This is a genomic window from Kaistella sp. SH40-3 (assembly GCF_030686865.1).
In the GTDB taxonomy this organism is placed as follows: Bacteria; Bacteroidota; Bacteroidia; order Flavobacteriales; family Weeksellaceae; genus Kaistella.
Genome location: NZ_JAQYUS010000001.1, coordinates 17,016 through 32,536, shown reverse-complemented (window position 1 = coordinate 32,536; position 15,521 = coordinate 17,016). Strand labels below are relative to the sequence as shown.

Here is a 15,521-nt window from a genome sequence, read left to right as displayed (position 1 = left end):
TAAATAAAGTTTTCAAAAATGCAGTTTAGGAATGACATTCAGGGCCTAAGAGCCATTGCATTCTTTCTGGTATTCGTTTTTCATCTTAACAAGGAATGGCTGCCTGGGGGATTTCTTGGTGTAGACCTGTTTTTTGTTATTTCCGGGTATTTGGTTTCTTCCATTATCCTCCATGAAATTAAACATCATAAATTTGACTTCATCAATTTTTTTATCAAGAGGATCAAGCGCATTGTACCGGCATACCTGTTTATGCTTTTTGCAGTGGCTTTTGCCAGCCTGTACTTTTATTTGTTTCTCGATATGGGTACCATAAGGGGTACTTTACTGCGCAGTCTTTTATTCGTATCTAATCAGGTTTTTGCGGGAGGATCCAATTATTTTGGAGCGTCCATGAGTGAAAACCCTTTGCTTCATACTTGGTCTTTAGCCATTGAGATGCAGTTTTATCTTATTCTTCCATTAATTCTATATTTTTTCCGGAAAAAATTATTTCTTGTATTAATAGGGATGATATTGCTCTTAAGTGCTTACAGTACGTTTCAAATCCTACATCATCATCAAAACGAAATGTATTTTTCATTGTTGGCAAGAATACCGGAGTTTTTGGTTGGAGCTCTGTTTTCTGTCCTTTTTAAAGAGGGGATAAATTTCAGCCGCCAAATAAATAACATTTTAGCTGTTGGATGCTGTGTCGTTTTTTTAGCGTGTACAGCTATTATTACAGAAAACTCAGCTTTTCCCGGTTTTTTAGCTTTAATCCCCACTTTAGCAGCAGCAGTTCTGCTCAGTGTAAGAAATAATGTGATGGGTGAATTGCTTGGCAGCAAATGGTTGGTTCATTTTGGTCAGCTTTCCTATTCGCTCTATCTTTTTCACTGGCCGGTAATGGCCGTTATCCGATACCGATTTGACGAATATTTGTTTGATCTTAAGACGATTCTTTTTATTTCAGTACTGACTTATGTGCTTTCCTGGGTTTCTTACAGCTTTGTTGAAAGTAAATTTCGAAAACAAAATGACACCCTGTTTTTTAAAACTTTAATTTCTTCGTCTTTTCTTTTCCTGGTGCTTTGCGGTTTTATGCCTAAAATTTCAGAGCAAAATAAAATACCGGCTTCATTTTCTTCGCCTGCTGTCGGTTTAAAATCGCATAATCAAAATAGCGTCGAAAAGTTAGGAGATCTTTCGCGAAATGACAGCATTGTTCTGATTGGAGACAGTCATGCTTTGTCCCTAAAACCTTTCTTCAACGAGATAGGCCGAAAAAATCATTTCTCTTTTTTTACGCTTACGCGGAATACATACCCAGCGATAAAAGGAATAAAGAAAAGTGATATTCCTCTCGAAAAACAGGACAAAATAGAAGAGACAAACATTTTAACAGCTACTACTGAAAGGCTGATCGCAGAAAATAAAATCATTATTATAAACAGTATCGGTTTTGAGCGCTTACCTTCCCTTACTTCAGCACTTTATTCTCTGGCAGATCAAATAAAGGCGGATCAGAAGTTAATTTTAATCTCTACTTTTCCCATTGTAGATAAAAATCCAATCAAACTAAACAATGGCTTCAAAAAAGTTAACAGTTACCATTTCATTAAAACAAATAATGAAAAAAACAGAATGTTGTTACATGATGTTGCAAAAAGATATCCGAATGTTTTTGTTTATGACGTAGCAAAAAGTAAAATTTTTGATAACGCTCCTTACATCAATGATACGGTGGCTTATTTTGACGGCCTTCATCTCAATCAGTTTGGAGCGCTAAAATTATCAAAGGATTTGGAAAAGGATTTTATGAAATTTTTAACTGAAATTAAGGACAAATAATAAACAGAATTGTGTGAACGCCGTTAAAAGTAGGCACATATTAATAAAATTAGATATTTTTACAGCATTATAAAATTGTCAGTTTTTATAATGGAGGGTTTTGAGAAACCTAATAAGCTTTTGAAAATTATAAATTAAAGACCAACTTTGTTCGACTGGATTCCCATTAGCAGTTATACAGCTGTTTATTTTAATATACTGATGATCATTATGCTCATCACGCTTTTTCATTCCTATCAGAATGACCTGTTTGATCCGCATACCAAGACGTTTTCGGTTGTCTTCGGTAATGTTTTTCTGTTGTTCATTATTTTATATATCGGAACAAGACCGATCCATTTTATATTTGGAGATATGGGTACTTATGCTGCCATCTTCAAAATGGCGCAAGCCGGACAGACCATATCCATTAAAACTGATTTTTTATTTAATTACTTTATGATTTACAGCAGTAAAATCATGGGGGTGAAGACCTGGTTCCTGTTGTGTGCTTTTATTTATACCTGGCCCTGTTATCTGTTTTCCAGGAAATACTGTGGGTCTTACTGGTATTACGTCTTATTTATTTTTATTGGTTCTTATATGTTCTGGCCTTTCGGTACCAATGGCGTACGTAATGGTCTTGCGACATCAGTTTTTGTTTTGGCCCTCTATTTTTACGAGCGTAAGGTAATAAGCTATTTATGCATGTTTCTGGCTTTCGGTATTCATAACTCCTTGCTCATTACAATTGCAGCATTTTTGGTTTCAGGGACTTACAAAAATCCGAAAGCGTATCTCTATATCTGGCTTACGGCTATCCCGCTGTCTTTAGCAGGAGGCAGCTTCTGGGAAAGTTTTTTCCTGGGTTTGGGTTTTGGTGATGATGCCCGACCACAGGATTATCTTACCCAGTCTGATAAATATAAGGATGCTTTTGCTTACACAGGTTTTCGGTGGGATTTCCTTTTTTATTCCTCCTTTGCGGTTTTTGGCGGGTGGTATTTTATCTTTAAGAGGAAGATCACTGATACGTTTTATATTCATCTTTGGGGAACTTACATGATTGCAAATGCTTTTTGGATCCTGGTGATCCGGGCCAACTTTTCCAACCGGTTTGCCTATCTTTCCTGGTTTCTGATGGCTCCTGTAATTGCTTATCCTCTTTTGAGGTATAAAATGTTCCCCAACCAGTATCGGGTAGTTGGGGTTGTAATAACTCTTTATTATTTATTTACTTATTTTATGTTTTTACGAGGATAATGAAAATACTAACAGTTTATACTCCAACTTTTAATAGGGCTCACCTCCTAAAACGTGCCTACGATGCTTTATGCAGACAAACATCTACAAATTTTGAATGGCTTATTATTGATGATGGTTCGACGGACGGTACTGACACGTTGGTGGAAAAATGGATAAATGAAGAGAAAATCTTTATTCGTTATTTCTACAAGGAAAATGGTGGTCTGCATACAGCTTATAATAAAGCCATTGAATATCTTAATACAGAACTTGCTGTTTGCATTGATTCTGATGACTTTATGCCCGATAATGGCGTAGAAGTAATCATAGATCACTGGAAGAAATTTGGTTCTGATGAATATGCAGGTATTTTAGGGTATGATTTTCCAATTGGGAAAGATTTACCACTTGGTGGAGAATTACCGAATGTAAAAGAGTTGAGAATTGTTGATTTAAAAAATAAGTATAATCATTATGGTGATGTGAAAATGATCCATAGAACAGATCTGCTGAAGAAAGTATTTCCTATGCCTACATTTAAAGGAGAAAAGAATTTCAATCCTATCTACCTATTCATGAAAATTGATAAAAACTATCCTTTGCTCTTACTGCGTGAAAATCTTTGTTTTGTTGAATATCAGGCTGACGGTATGACAGCTAATATATTTAACCAATACTGGAACAGTCCTAACAGTTTTGCAGAATTGCGGCGTCTGTTTATGACCCATCCGCTTGTGCCAATGAAATATATCTTTAGGCAGAATATACATTATGTTGCTGATTCAATTATTGCAAAAAAATGGAACTTTGTAGCTACTTCTCCAAGGAAAGTATTAACAATACTGTCAATTCCTCTGGGTATTATATTGTATTTTTATATTAGAAAAAAGAAAACAATATGAAAACTTTAAACTACAAGGCTTTATATTTTTTGTGTAACTTACCTCATATGCAGAATTTTTTTTGAATGCTCTACGAACGTATTTGTAAGTCTTTTTACATTATCAACTTTTTTCATGTCCAGTACATCAAAAGGTCTGCAAGTTTTTAAAATCTAAGAGTTACTAATTCTGAATCAAGTATTTTTATTAGCCGCTACTTTACTTAAAATTTCACAAACAACAAAAAAATGGAAGGAAAGCCAGTCTTCAGTATCATCATCCCGGTATTCAATGTTGAAAAATATATAAAAGAATGTTTGGATAGCGTAATTAATCAAAAATTTAATGATTTTGAAGTAATACTTGTCAATGATGGCTCCACCGATAAAAGCGCAAGTATCTGCGAAACCTATAAACTAATTGATCCAAGAATAAACGTTATACAACAAAATAATAGAGGGTTATCAGATGCCCGCAACACAGGAATCCTGGTTGCAAAAGGTTTGTTTTTGTTGTTTCTAGATAGTGATGATTACTGGAATGATAATGCCTTTTTAGGTAATCTTGCCAAAATCATCGGCTCAAATCCAGAAACAGATGTGATAAATTTTGGGTGGACTAAATATTTTCAGTTTAAACAGCAATTTGTTGAAGATACAAGGGATTATTCTATATTGCAGGTAATTGTAATGAAACCAAGCGATATAATCCCAAGCATGATCGAGAATGATCTTTTTATTGCCAGTGCATGTAATAAATGTATTCGCAAGGAATTTGTTATGAAAAATCAATTGTTTTTTAAGAAGGGTATCCGAAGCGAAGATATGGAATGGTGCGGCAATATCCTTTATCTCATGCCGCGCATGACGTGTTATAATAGTAAAGCATATATATATCGGCAACAAAGAATTGATTCCATTACAGCTACTGTTGACAAAGCACATGTTCAAGACATCATAACCATGATTAAGAATGCGATGGTTCTGTCACATATTTTATCAGCCGATAAAAGAAAGATTTATATGAGTTACTTTGCGGTGCAATATTTAACATTGCTTTACAATGTCTGTAGCAAAAAATTAAGAGCAGATCGTCAAATCTACAAAGAAACATATGACTTACGAAACATTCTGAAATATGATTTGAACAAAAAAGTAAAAGTGGTTCGAAAAGTCAACGCTATTTTAGGATTTAGACTTACATCAATGTTACTCTATTATTATGTAAAATAGAAAAAAATAATTCTATTTTTTTTTTTTTTTCATTAAACCTTAAATCTAAACTATTGAAACTCTTCCGCATCTCCACTGTTTCCATGTCCCTCAATATTCTGCTGAATGGGCAGCTGCGCTATCTGCGGCAGTTTTATGACGTGACCGCAATATCGGGTGCGGGTTCGGAACTGGATGAGGTGGAGGAAAGGGAAGGGGTAAAAGTGCATCCTATCGCTATGGAGCGGCAGATATCACCGCTGAAAGATGTGATGTCGCTTATTCGGTTATACCGCTTTTTTAAGAGAGAAAAACCAGATGTCATTCATTCCATTACCCCAAAAGCGGGGCTGCTGTCCATGATTGCAGGTAAATGGGCAGGGGTGCCGGTGAGAATGCATACCTTTACCGGACTCATTTTTCCCCATAAAGCCGGCCATTTTCAGACATTGCTTATTTGGATGGATCGTGTTTTATGCCATTATGCTACCCATATTTATCCTGAAGGCAATGGGGTAAAGGGAGATCTCGAACGATACCGCATTACCAAAAAGCCCCTGAAAATTTTGGCAAACGGAAATGTCAACGGAGTGGATACCGAATATTTCAGCCGGCCTGCTGTAGCCGCGGAAAGCGTTGAAACCCTGCGCCATCAGCTTGGAATCAGAGATGATGATTTTGTGTTTGTCTTCGTCGGACGTTTGGTTCGGGACAAGGGAATTAATGAACTGGTTACCGCTTTTAAAAACCTCGCTTCTACTCCTCTCAGCGACCGTGCTGCGACAGGTGTCGGCGGTGTGAAACTCCTTCTCGTGGGCTCTTTGGAACAGCACCTTGATCCATTAAAGTCTGCTGTATTATCGGAAATTGATACCAACCCTAACATCATCAACGTTGGGTTTCAGCAGGATGTCCGGACTTATTTTGCGCTGAGTAATGCGCTCGTATTCCCAAGTTATCGGGAAGGTTTCCCCAATGTGGTGCTGCAGGCCGGAGCCATGGAGTTGCCAAGTATTGTAACCAACATCAGCGGCAGTACCGAAATTATAGAGGAGGGCACCAACGGACTGATTATTCCGGTAAAAGACAGTGCTGCTCTTGAAAATGCCATGCACCGTCTGGCAGGTGACCGTAACCTTTATCGTTCCATGCGGGAACGCACAAGATTCCTTGTCGAAAGCCGCTACAGGCAGGATAGGGTCTGGGAAGCACTTTTGGAGGAGTATAGGCGTTTGGAGCGGTTGCCGGAAATCGGATGATTGTGAGGAGAGATCACCCCGGCATTTCACCTGCGGTGAAGCGCCGCCCCTCCAGGGGAGGGGAATGAGCGTGTGTTTCAAAAAGGATTTTTAGGGGTGTCATAAAGACCCATGCGACCTCTATTTTATTCAAGTACCCTGAAAAAAGACGGGTTTATTCCCCTCCTCTGGAGGGGTGGCAGTCGGGCCCCCGACTGACGGGGTAGTTACCCTTTTAACATTCACTGAATGTTAATAACTAAAAATCCATACTACCGTATTTCTATGGAACAGGTACCGTTCTCTTTAATAAACTTTGTGAATCAAACAAAACCTCCAACCATGAAATCACGTATCACCAGAATCTGCATTTATCCCAAAGATGTCCAGCTCATCACGGGCAAGAGCGAACGCTCCAGCCGTGATCTGATCCTAAAAATCAAATTGGCACTCAACAAACCCGAACACCAGTTCCTCACCGTCCAGGAATTCTGTACCTATATGGGCATACCCTACGAATCCATACGAGAACTCATTATCAGCTAAATACCAGTCCTATAATCATCTGATGTCGCGGATTTGCAATCCGTGATTATTATTGTTGCTCATCCCGCACCTCGCATCCGATCTCGCAGATCCGATGTCTAAGAATTTACAAGCAGCACCTTGCACCTTGCATTGCACCCCTCATCCCTCACCGCATCACCAAATCACTCAGATTTAAAATCAGATGTCGCAGCTTTACACCCCGCACCCCGCATCCATCACCAGATCCCGCACCCATCATCACATCATCAAATCACCAAATCACCACCCGCCGCACCCATCCCGCACCCATCCCCTAGGAATCCCCCACGATAAAGCATGAGAAAGCATTAAAAATCAGATCGGCAGATCCGTCCGTTTTAGGCAAAAACAGCAGAAATGACCCAATCCGGCAATAAATGCCTTTATCGGCAAAAACAGCCGAAAACGGCATGAACACTTGTTTGATGTGAATTTTATACCAAATTTTGCCCCGTGATCACACCAGGTTTTAACAGATGTACCTCAACAGCTGAATCTTTAATTTTTAAAACGAAACAAAATGGCAAGACAAAAAGGTCTTATTAAATTGAAAGGTACCATGGGGGATATCACCTTCTACCGTACCAAAGACGGCTACATGGCCCGTGAGAAAGGAGGAATCACCGCAGAACGCCTCCGCAATGATCCCAGATTTCAGAGAACCCGGGAAAATATGGCAGAATTTGGCAGAGCGGGAAAGGCAGGTAAAGTCCTGCGAGCCTCTATTCAGAACCTGCTCCGGACTTCGGCAGACCGCCGGATCGTCAGTAGACTCACCAGAGAGATGGTCAAAGTAATACAACTGGACGCCATTAACCCACGCGGTCTGCGGAATGTCATCGATGGTGAAGCGGAACTGCTGCGGGGATTCGAGTTCAATATCCACGGCAAACTGGAACATTCCATCTCAGCTCCGTTTACGGTTACCTTAGACCGCGTGACGGGCAGCACAGCGGTCGAAATAGAACCGTTCATTCCAACCGAAAGCCTCGGTGCACCCGCTGGAAGCACTCATTACAAATTGGTGGCCGCTGCCATGGACATCAATTTCGAAAACGGAACATTTGTTACCGAAAACAATGCCACAGCGGTGCTCCTCATCGACACCCTGCCGACCACAGCCGTACAGCTGACCAACAGCCTGCCCGCAAATTCGGTCAACCCCCTCTTTGTGGTATTCGGGATCAATTTCTATCAGGAAGTCAACGGTACTTTTTACGAACTGAAAAACGGAGTGTATAATGCCCTCCAGATTGTAAACGTCTCAGGTACCCCATAACCATGGAACTTCAGTTGATCAGAACAGCACATCCGAAAGGAACCAACGGAATCCTCCTCTTCAAGGAGACCGAACTCTGTAAAACGGTGGAACTCCCCTGGAAGAACAACCAACCACGGATTTCATGCATTCCGCCCGGAACTTACAGACTGCGCAAACGCTGCAGCCCAAAATTCAAATCCCATTTTGAAGTCATGGAGGTTCCCGATAGGAAATACATCCTTTTTCATGCGGCCAATGATGCCGCGAAAGAACTCAGGGGATGTATTGCACCGGTGCTCCGGCATACCGGCGAAGGAAAAGGCAGTTCGTCACGGGCTGCTTTGGAAAGAATGAAAGAACTCCTTTATCCGCTCATGGATAACGGACACAAAATCACGCTAACCATCAAAAACGCTGAAAAATGAAAAACATCATTCAGAGGGTGCAGGAGCCAACACCCAGGTTTTTCCGGAAAATCAGGAATGCCGGACTCCTCCTCACCGCAGTAAGTGGAGCGGTCCTCACGGCACCGGTCACACTGCCGGCAGTACTGATAACAGCAGCAGGGTATCTCGCCCTCGCAGGCGCCCTCGCCAGTGCCATCAGCCAGACGGCCGTCAACAACGAAGCACAGCCATGATGTACTTCGACAGTTCACAGCGCATCAGTGCCTTCAGTGGCATGGCACTCATTGTACTGTTGCAGATTGAAAGTGCGGAGGTCCTCAAAACCATCATTTTGGCAGGCCTCGGAGGAATCTCGAGTTACCTCTTCACCCTTGCGGTCAAATTTCTCCTGATCCGTTTCAGAAAGAAATTCAAATAAAACCAAACGGAACCAGCCTCCCTCCGGGGAGGCTTTTATTAAAATACCCACAAAAAAACAAACAGTCTAACTCTTAAAAACAAAAAAATGAAATCCACACAACTTATAAAATCTTTCCTTTTAGAAAAACCTTCTACTATAAAACCCCCGACTTAGGAGATTTTTATGTTAAGAAAAACCTCGAAAAGGTTCGCCGATTCCATTAAAAAACAATAGAAATCGGTGAGGCAAAAAGATCCAGTCCTGAACTTTTTGTTACTTTTTGTTTCAAGACAAACCATTAAAAATGGTTCACTGATTCCATTGAAAAAACATAAAAGATCAAGCAAAAAGTAAAAGAAATCATCTTATAACAATACAAGCATCAAAATCAAAAAAAAATAACCCTTAAAAATCAAAAAAAATGGCAAAAGTAGATATCAACGGCAACTTGCACGGAAAACTCGGAGACTATGTGTACTATGTACGAAACGGCAAACAGATGCGGCGCAGCCTCCCCACTCCTCACAAAGGACCAAAAACAGAAGGCATGAAAAAAAACGCACTGAACGCCACAGAATTCGGCACCGCAGCAATGATCTCCAAACACCTGCGAAATGCACTGGAACAGGAATGCCGGCTTTTAGAACAGCCGTATCTTTACCAAAGGATCAATGCACTGATTATTCAGGTCAAAAACTGCGATGCGGCGCCTTTCGGTAGCAGAACTCCACAAGGTGGTCTGGAGACTGCGGAAGGAAAAACACTCTTTAACAGGTTCCCATTTCACCATCACTGTAGAAAGTTTCCTCAACTGTTGACTGCAACACTTCGGGGCTCACAAATGGAGGCAGTAATAAATCCTTTCCGTACCGATATTTCACTCATAGAACTACAGATAAACCTAATGACAGGTGATTTTAGGCGCCACGATTACCCCCTGACTCTCGCAGATCAAAAAACACAGGTCGTCATCAAAAAGAAGTTCAGGGCAAAAAAAGGATACACCAATTTTATATTTATTGCCGGTAAAGACTCCCTGCAAGGTATCTTCCTGGAAAAGGCTCAGGAATCACCGGAAAAGCAAACTGCACAGGAAAGCCTCTAATCAGACATCACATTCCACACCCACAAGCCGGTGAGAACTAAATAAAGAAAGTGGGAGTTTTTTCCACTTTCTTCATAACTACTCCCCACAACCGTTCCCACCAAAGAAACCCGCCCTCATTCCCCTCCGCTGGAGTGGCGGCGCTTCACCGCAGGTGAAATGCCGGGGTGGTCTCACCGGGCGCAACCGGCATGATTTTCTCACAAAGGAATCCCGTCATCTTTCTCAAGATAGGCAGTAAGGTTGTCGCTGAGTTGTTTTAAGAATTTCGTGGGGTTTGATTTTCTATTTCGGATTTCGGCTATGGTGTTGTGGTAATTTCCCAGATCTACGCTGAGTGCTTCTTCAAACCATTTCACGGTTTCGGAGAGCGAAGTGTTGCCACCGTTGAAACAGTGGGTGTGATGCAGGGCAAAGACCAGTTCGGTGAGGGCAACTTTTGGGGCGGTCCACTGCAAACCACTGGTCGAAGAAGAAGGTTCTGGGGTTGGTGTTTCTTTAAGTTGCTGCAGTTGCTTTTTCAGAAAGAGTTCGTACTGGTCATGCGCCAGAATGGTGGCGATAAGATGGTCATGGGAAGTGGAGAATCTTTCGTCGTAGTTGTGAAAATCAGGGGCTAACTTAACGTCGAGGTCGTATTTGAAACGCATGAAATATTTAAGATCGAGGTAGGTGGCTTTGCGGCGGTAATAACTGATGAAGTCTCTATTTTCCAATGAGAAATAATTCAAATAGTCGAATTCGCTTTCCAGATGCCTTTTTTGTACTTTGGTTCCCGAATGGGGCATTGAGGACAGCAGGGTAATCACCTTTGAGTAATAGATGAACTTGGAAGTGAAGAGCGGTTTCAGGTTCTTAAAGAAAGTGATTTCGCTTTCCCAGCAGTCGAAATCGTGGGTGATGACCCATGATTTGATGGTGCGGATGGCTTCATCGGTTTCCATGAGGGCATATTGGGCGTATTCCAGCGGATTGTTTTTGTCGAGTTGTAATTGCTGGAGTGTTTTTTGAAGTGTTTTCCACAAGGTTTTGGTTTGAATAATCAAATGACTGGAATGCATAAAAGGCTTTTTTAAGGGAAGTGGTAATGGCTTTAGGGTGCTTTTAATTCTTTTCTCTTTTCTTCTACAAAGTCTGAAGGTCTTATTTTGTTTATTTCATAAAAAAGTTTTGAGAAATTTTGCCGAGATTTCATCCCGCATAATTGAGCGAGAGCTACGGTACTGTATTTTAAATATGCAGGATCTGTATTCATCAAGTTGGTGATGTAATTAATGCGCAAGACTCCAAGATAATTATGAAAGTTTGTTTTTTTATGTTCGTTGAGGACGAAAGAAAGGTGGTTTTTGTTGGTTTTCAGAAGTTTTGCCATTTTATCTGCAGTGAGATTTATATCTGTAAACAATTTTTTATCTTCAAATTCATCCAGTTTTTGCAGGAGATCCAAGACCACGTTATCGGGATATGACATTTTTCGACCAGATTCTATTATAATACTAGTATGAGGTTGATGGTCACTAATTTCTAGTTTTCGTTGTAATGCTTTATAACTTTCGGTGATTTTTTTCTGTCGCCACCACATTAGGACAAGAAAAATGATTGCTGCGGCAACGACGCCATAAAGAATGGTCAGAAAATCATGGGCTGTTTGTTTTTCCTGCGTCAACTTTTTTTTCTCGCCAAGTAGACTTTTTGTATCATATTCTCGGTAAATAGTGGAAGACAGGTGTGGGAGGTCGGTGTGCAAAATACTATCGGCTTTCAGCAATTGATCTGTGTAGTGGGAAAGTTCATTCGGAGAAAGTGAGAATTGTTTGTTTTTTAAAAGCAACTCGTAGGATTTTCGGACTTCGGGGATCATGGTCTTATTTTGAGAAAAAAGCAAATCAACCTTCTGAAGATCAATATAAGCCTGTGGAATGTTGTTTCTCTTTAGATGTGAATTCGCAAGGTAAAAATAGACTACTGCCAAATGGTTTTCTTCCTTTCGATTGTAAAGTTTTTCTTTTGCCGCAGAAAGTAATTGTATGGATTTTTCATAATTGCCCTGCTGATGGTCGACAATTCCCTGTTCTTTTAAAAAGTATGCTTTTTCCTGCTCAAATGTTGGGTCACTTTGATAGGGGAAGGTTAGAAGCAGTAACTGGTCGACTTTTTTCCATTGCTGTAAGTGACGGGCACAGATAATCATTTGATGAATAGTGTTGAGATAGCCCCGGGTATTATTGAATTGGACGGTAGGATGTAGGTGAGACTGGAGGTTTTTGGCAAAAAATTGTAGACATTCCTGAAAATACTGCATTGCTTCCTGATTATAACCCAAATAACTTTTGACTACCCCAATCTGGTATTTTATTTTAAATTTCAAATAGTCATCATTGGTGTCTTCGGCGTTTTTTGCAGCAAGGAGATATTGTTGAAGTGCCTGATCGAATTGCCTATAATTAAAGTAATACACAATCCCGCGGTCTAGAAATGCCTTGCTTATTAATGAGGCGTCTTTTGTTTTCTGAGCAGTGTGAACACTGCTGTCCATAAATTTCAGTTTTTGTTCCCGAGTCGGAGAATAGAAGGCAGCATCTTGATAAGCATACAATAAATGTTTGTCGTTGTGGTTTTTCTTGGCCCACTGGATGCTTTTCGAAACTGAAGGTAGGGCGGTTATATCATTCTCTGCCAAATCACTATATGCTTCCTGCATTTTGTAGTATTTCACAACAGGGTTTTGCGCAGTGCAGACTGCGCTCCAAAGCATGCTTATGCCCAAAAGTAGAATGTTTCTACACATTTTCCCCCACTTTTTAAAAAGTTAACACCACAAAGCAGTCTTTATTTTCGTGCTGCATCATCATAATCGGTTATTGTAGTCGAATTTACATAAAAAGTACTGATTACCATGAATATTTACGTAAAAAGATGGGAATTCATGATGTATTAAGACGTCGGTCAACATCTTTGATTGCCACTACCTCTTTTTTGGGAGCGCCTCTCCTGCTACTTTTGGGGTAGAATTCTATAACAAAAAAACCAGCGCTGGATTAACTTTTAAAAATCATTATTATGAAAAAGTCAATCGCAATTTTAAGCATTTTTTTATTAATCATTACGGTGTCATGTCGCGATGATCTACGTTTTAATCCCATTTCACAAGGAACTTCAGAAGAAGGGATTGCTGCAAAAGGGGTGCCGCAGGATTCCTTACCTGAAAATTCTTCTCATGGTAGTGGCGATCCAGAGCCACCCCGAAAGGATTTGTCACAATGGAGGGGTACGGGGGGCAATGATTAAAGAGATCACGGTTACCACTGTGAGTGGAGAACCTTGCCCTTGCAACGGAGCGTGGGAGATTGTGGGGCCCGTATCTACGAGCGCTGTGTTTGCGAAGAATCAGATTGTTCCGAGGTATCATGGGAAGAAAGTAGTGTGGATGCTGGCACGGAGGGGGTGAGAGGGTGGTGTATGATTGATGGATATTGGGGTTATTTGTGGTATTCTCAACTCCTCACAATGCTGGTAATTAAGGGGTTATTTAATAATAAAATCGTAATGTCATGAATTTGAGAGCAATTTGTAAAGTAGCAGTGACGGTGGTGTCGTATTTTTTTATGGTGCTGTTGGTATATGCGGCAGTGAGTAAAATGCGGGACTTTGAAAATTTTCAGGTTCAGTTGGCGCAGTCGCCTTTGTTGAGCGCCTATTCAGGATTTATTTCTTATGGGGTTATTGCGTTGGAATTGGTGATTGCAGGCGTACTCGCTTTTCCCCAAGTAAGACGAGTGGGGTTGTATGCTTCGTTTGGTTTGATGGTCGCTTTTACCGTTTATATTTATTTGATTCTGAACTACAGTGATTTCGTACCATGTTCCTGTGGAGGAATTCTGGAGAAATTGGGGTGGAGGGAACATTTGATTTTCAATGGAGTGTGCGTTGTTTTGGCATTAACAACAAGTGTTTTTATGGGGAAAGAACGGGCGCACGGCTGGAGTCGTATCGCTGCAGCGGCACTCATCGCAGTGTTTTCAGCGGGCAGCATGGTCGCCCTGTTTCTTTCTTCTGAGTATATCATGAAAAAGGAGAATAATTTTACGAGGCGGTTTCCTCATCATCCTATCATAGAAGAAAAATCTTTGGACCTCAAAGTAAATTCTTATTATTTTGCAGGCATTTCAGGAAATACTATCTATCTGGGTAACAGCAGCACCCCTTTCCGGATTATAAGAATGGATTACTCCCTTCAGAAAAGCGATACGCTCGATCTGGTCCCTGCAACAAATCACCGGTTTAGAAGCCTAATCTATACCGTACAAAACGGGATGCTCTACGCACATGACGGGGCGGTTCCTGTGATTTACTCATCTCCCGTCGATTCGCTTGCGAAACCGCTTCGGGAAATAAGCAGTAAAGATATTTATTTTGATCAGATGGCAGTTGTGTCTCCAAGTCAATTTCTGCTGCGGGTTAAAGATGCTGAAAGCGAAAGAACATCGATAGGATGTATAACTGTTGGGGAGCCGGCAGCTATAAGGGTTCACAGCACATTGCTCACCACAAAAGCGGATGGAGGTTTCGATGCCGACGGACAGTTGGTGTATGACAAAGAAACAGGCATTCCGTTCTATCTGTTTTATTATCGGAATCAGATCCTGCAATTCAACAAATATGGACAGTTAAAAGGTCAGATGAAGACGATTGACACTGTGGCGGAAGCTCGTTTAAAAGTGTTAACACTTCCGGCCGGCAGAAAGAAACTGGCGGAGCCTCCCTTACTTGTCAACAGGAACATGACGGTACATGGCGGTTTGATATTCAACGAGTCTGGTCTGATGGGAAGACACGAATCCAGAACACAGTGGAAAAAAAATGCGGTGGTGGATATTTACAAGACATCACCTGCAGGATACTGGGGCAGCATGTATGTACAGCACCGCGGTAAACATAGACTGTCCCGAATGTTAGTGACTGACACGTACTTTTTTGTACTGTCGGGTGATGAAATGGTACGGTACCGGTTTGCGCAGACGGTGACCGAGCAGTTCATCAAAAGGGGAAGCCGAAAACCTTTTTCAGAGTAGGCATCATCACTTTAATATTTATATTATGAAAAATTTAAAAACGTTCCTTTTACCGGCATTTGTTATGCTGGCAGGAGCAGGAAGCGCGTATGCCACACATACCGCAAAAGACACCGCCAAGGCAGTTCGCCCAGGCTACGCTTTTCATCCTGGTGCTGAACCTGAATGTGTTAATGCACAGAAAGATTGCGATACCGAAGGAGAGGTTATCTGTACCGCGGATGTGGGTATGGGACCGGAGCCGCTCTATGACCTGAACGGTACGAGTTGTCCAAGCGTGCTCAGGGAAATTTTAGTCAAATAATTAACAAAAATGGATGTC

15 protein-coding genes are annotated in these 15,521 nt (G+C 41.1%); 13 read left to right on the top strand and 2 right to left on the bottom strand.

Features of this window, described 5'->3' with window-relative positions:
- The first annotated feature begins 18 nt into the window (after nt 1–18).
- The 10 genes from PUH65_RS00140 (at nt 19) to PUH65_RS00095 (ending at nt 10,127) form a co-directional block, all read left to right on the top strand.
- Entirely contained in the window at nt 19–1,833 is a 1,815-nt protein-coding gene (locus PUH65_RS00140; RefSeq protein ID WP_305517832.1) for an acyltransferase family protein, read from the top strand.
- A 147-nt stretch (nt 1,834–1,980) separates the two neighbouring features.
- On the top strand, nt 1,981–3,075 hold the full coding sequence (locus PUH65_RS00135) for an EpsG family protein (RefSeq protein WP_305517831.1): 1,095 nt from the start codon (nt 1,981–1,983) through the stop codon (nt 3,073–3,075).
- Nucleotides 3,075–3,959, top strand: coding sequence for a glycosyltransferase family 2 protein (locus PUH65_RS00130; protein WP_305517830.1), 885 nt, complete (start codon nt 3,075–3,077; stop codon nt 3,957–3,959). Before PUH65_RS00135 ends, PUH65_RS00130 begins: the two co-directional genes overlap by 1 nt.
- Before the next feature lie 227 nt (nt 3,960–4,186).
- Nucleotides 4,187–5,170: a glycosyltransferase family 2 protein gene (locus tag PUH65_RS00125; protein ID WP_305517829.1), complete on the top strand. Its 984-nt coding sequence runs from the start codon at nt 4,187–4,189 to the stop codon at nt 5,168–5,170.
- A gap of 53 nt (nt 5,171–5,223) precedes the next feature.
- Nucleotides 5,224–6,408, top strand: coding sequence for a glycosyltransferase family 4 protein (locus PUH65_RS00120; protein ID WP_305517828.1), 1,185 nt, complete (start codon nt 5,224–5,226; stop codon nt 6,406–6,408).
- Nucleotides 6,409–6,729: 321 nt separating this feature from the next.
- Nucleotides 6,730–6,933: a hypothetical protein gene (locus PUH65_RS00115; protein ID WP_305517827.1), complete on the top strand. Its 204-nt coding sequence runs from the start codon at nt 6,730–6,732 to the stop codon at nt 6,931–6,933.
- Nucleotides 6,934–7,474: 541 nt separating this feature from the next.
- Nucleotides 7,475–8,233 (top strand): hypothetical protein, encoded by a 759-nt coding sequence (locus PUH65_RS00110; RefSeq protein WP_305517826.1) that lies wholly within the window; start codon nt 7,475–7,477, stop codon nt 8,231–8,233.
- Nucleotides 8,234–8,235: 2 nt separating this feature from the next.
- The gene (locus PUH65_RS00105; RefSeq protein ID WP_305517825.1) at nt 8,236–8,640 is read left to right on the top strand and encodes a DUF5675 family protein; all 405 of its coding nucleotides are present in this window, start codon (nt 8,236–8,238) and stop codon (nt 8,638–8,640) included.
- Nucleotides 8,637–8,855, top strand: coding sequence for a hypothetical protein (locus PUH65_RS00100; protein ID WP_305517824.1), 219 nt, complete (start codon nt 8,637–8,639; stop codon nt 8,853–8,855). Before PUH65_RS00105 ends, PUH65_RS00100 begins: the two co-directional genes overlap by 4 nt.
- A 588-nt stretch (nt 8,856–9,443) precedes the next feature.
- Nucleotides 9,444–10,127, top strand: a complete 684-nt coding sequence (locus PUH65_RS00095; protein ID WP_305517823.1) for a hypothetical protein — start codon at nt 9,444–9,446, stop codon at nt 10,125–10,127.
- A 200-nt stretch (nt 10,128–10,327) separates the two neighbouring features.
- Here PUH65_RS00095 and PUH65_RS00090 read toward each other — a convergent pair whose 3' ends face one another.
- Both PUH65_RS00090 and PUH65_RS00085 read right to left on the bottom strand, forming a co-directional pair.
- Nucleotides 10,328–11,188 (bottom strand): RteC domain-containing protein, encoded by an 861-nt coding sequence (locus PUH65_RS00090; protein WP_305517822.1) that lies wholly within the window; start codon nt 11,186–11,188, stop codon nt 10,328–10,330.
- A gap of 32 nt (nt 11,189–11,220) precedes the next feature.
- Nucleotides 11,221–12,915 (bottom strand): AraC family transcriptional regulator, encoded by a 1,695-nt coding sequence (locus PUH65_RS00085; protein ID WP_305517821.1) that lies wholly within the window; start codon nt 12,913–12,915, stop codon nt 11,221–11,223.
- A gap of 272 nt (nt 12,916–13,187) precedes the next feature.
- Here PUH65_RS00085 and PUH65_RS00080 point away from each other — a divergent pair, with 272 nt between their 5' ends.
- The 3 genes from PUH65_RS00080 to PUH65_RS00070 all read left to right on the top strand — a co-directional run bounded on the left by PUH65_RS00080 (nt 13,188) and on the right by PUH65_RS00070 (nt 15,503).
- Nucleotides 13,188–13,415: a hypothetical protein gene (locus PUH65_RS00080; protein WP_305517820.1), complete on the top strand. Its 228-nt coding sequence runs from the start codon at nt 13,188–13,190 to the stop codon at nt 13,413–13,415.
- A 263-nt stretch (nt 13,416–13,678) separates the two neighbouring features.
- On the top strand, nt 13,679–15,199 hold the full coding sequence (locus PUH65_RS00075) for a MauE/DoxX family redox-associated membrane protein (RefSeq protein WP_305517819.1): 1,521 nt from the start codon (nt 13,679–13,681) through the stop codon (nt 15,197–15,199).
- 25 nt (nt 15,200–15,224) lie between these two features.
- Nucleotides 15,225–15,503: a DUF6520 family protein gene (locus tag PUH65_RS00070; protein ID WP_305517818.1), complete on the top strand. Its 279-nt coding sequence runs from the start codon at nt 15,225–15,227 to the stop codon at nt 15,501–15,503.
- Nucleotides 15,504–15,521: the final 18 nt, after the last annotated feature.

Excerpts from the sequence above, each read along its gene's own strand:
- PUH65_RS00140 (WP_305517832.1), top strand. The coding sequence starts at position 19 with ATGCAGTTTAGGAATGACATTCAGGGCCTAAGAGCCATTGCATTCTTT.
- PUH65_RS00130 (WP_305517830.1), top strand. The coding sequence starts at position 3,075 with ATGAAAATACTAACAGTTTATACTCCAACTTTTAATAGGGCTCACCTC.
- PUH65_RS00125 (WP_305517829.1), top strand. The coding sequence starts at position 4,187 with ATGGAAGGAAAGCCAGTCTTCAGTATCATCATCCCGGTATTCAATGTT.
- PUH65_RS00115 (WP_305517827.1), top strand. The coding sequence starts at position 6,730 with ATGAAATCACGTATCACCAGAATCTGCATTTATCCCAAAGATGTCCAG.
- PUH65_RS00110 (WP_305517826.1), top strand. The coding sequence starts at position 7,475 with ATGGCAAGACAAAAAGGTCTTATTAAATTGAAAGGTACCATGGGGGAT.
- PUH65_RS00105 (WP_305517825.1), top strand. The coding sequence starts at position 8,236 with ATGGAACTTCAGTTGATCAGAACAGCACATCCGAAAGGAACCAACGGA.
- PUH65_RS00100 (WP_305517824.1), top strand. The coding sequence starts at position 8,637 with ATGAAAAACATCATTCAGAGGGTGCAGGAGCCAACACCCAGGTTTTTC.
- PUH65_RS00095 (WP_305517823.1), top strand. The coding sequence starts at position 9,444 with ATGGCAAAAGTAGATATCAACGGCAACTTGCACGGAAAACTCGGAGAC.
- PUH65_RS00090 (WP_305517822.1), bottom strand. The coding sequence starts at position 11,188 with ATGCATTCCAGTCATTTGATTATTCAAACCAAAACCTTGTGGAAAACA.
- PUH65_RS00085 (WP_305517821.1), bottom strand. The coding sequence starts at position 12,915 with ATGTGTAGAAACATTCTACTTTTGGGCATAAGCATGCTTTGGAGCGCA.
- PUH65_RS00080 (WP_305517820.1), top strand. The coding sequence starts at position 13,188 with ATGAAAAAGTCAATCGCAATTTTAAGCATTTTTTTATTAATCATTACG.
- PUH65_RS00075 (WP_305517819.1), top strand. The coding sequence starts at position 13,679 with ATGAATTTGAGAGCAATTTGTAAAGTAGCAGTGACGGTGGTGTCGTAT.
- PUH65_RS00070 (WP_305517818.1), top strand. The coding sequence starts at position 15,225 with ATGAAAAATTTAAAAACGTTCCTTTTACCGGCATTTGTTATGCTGGCA.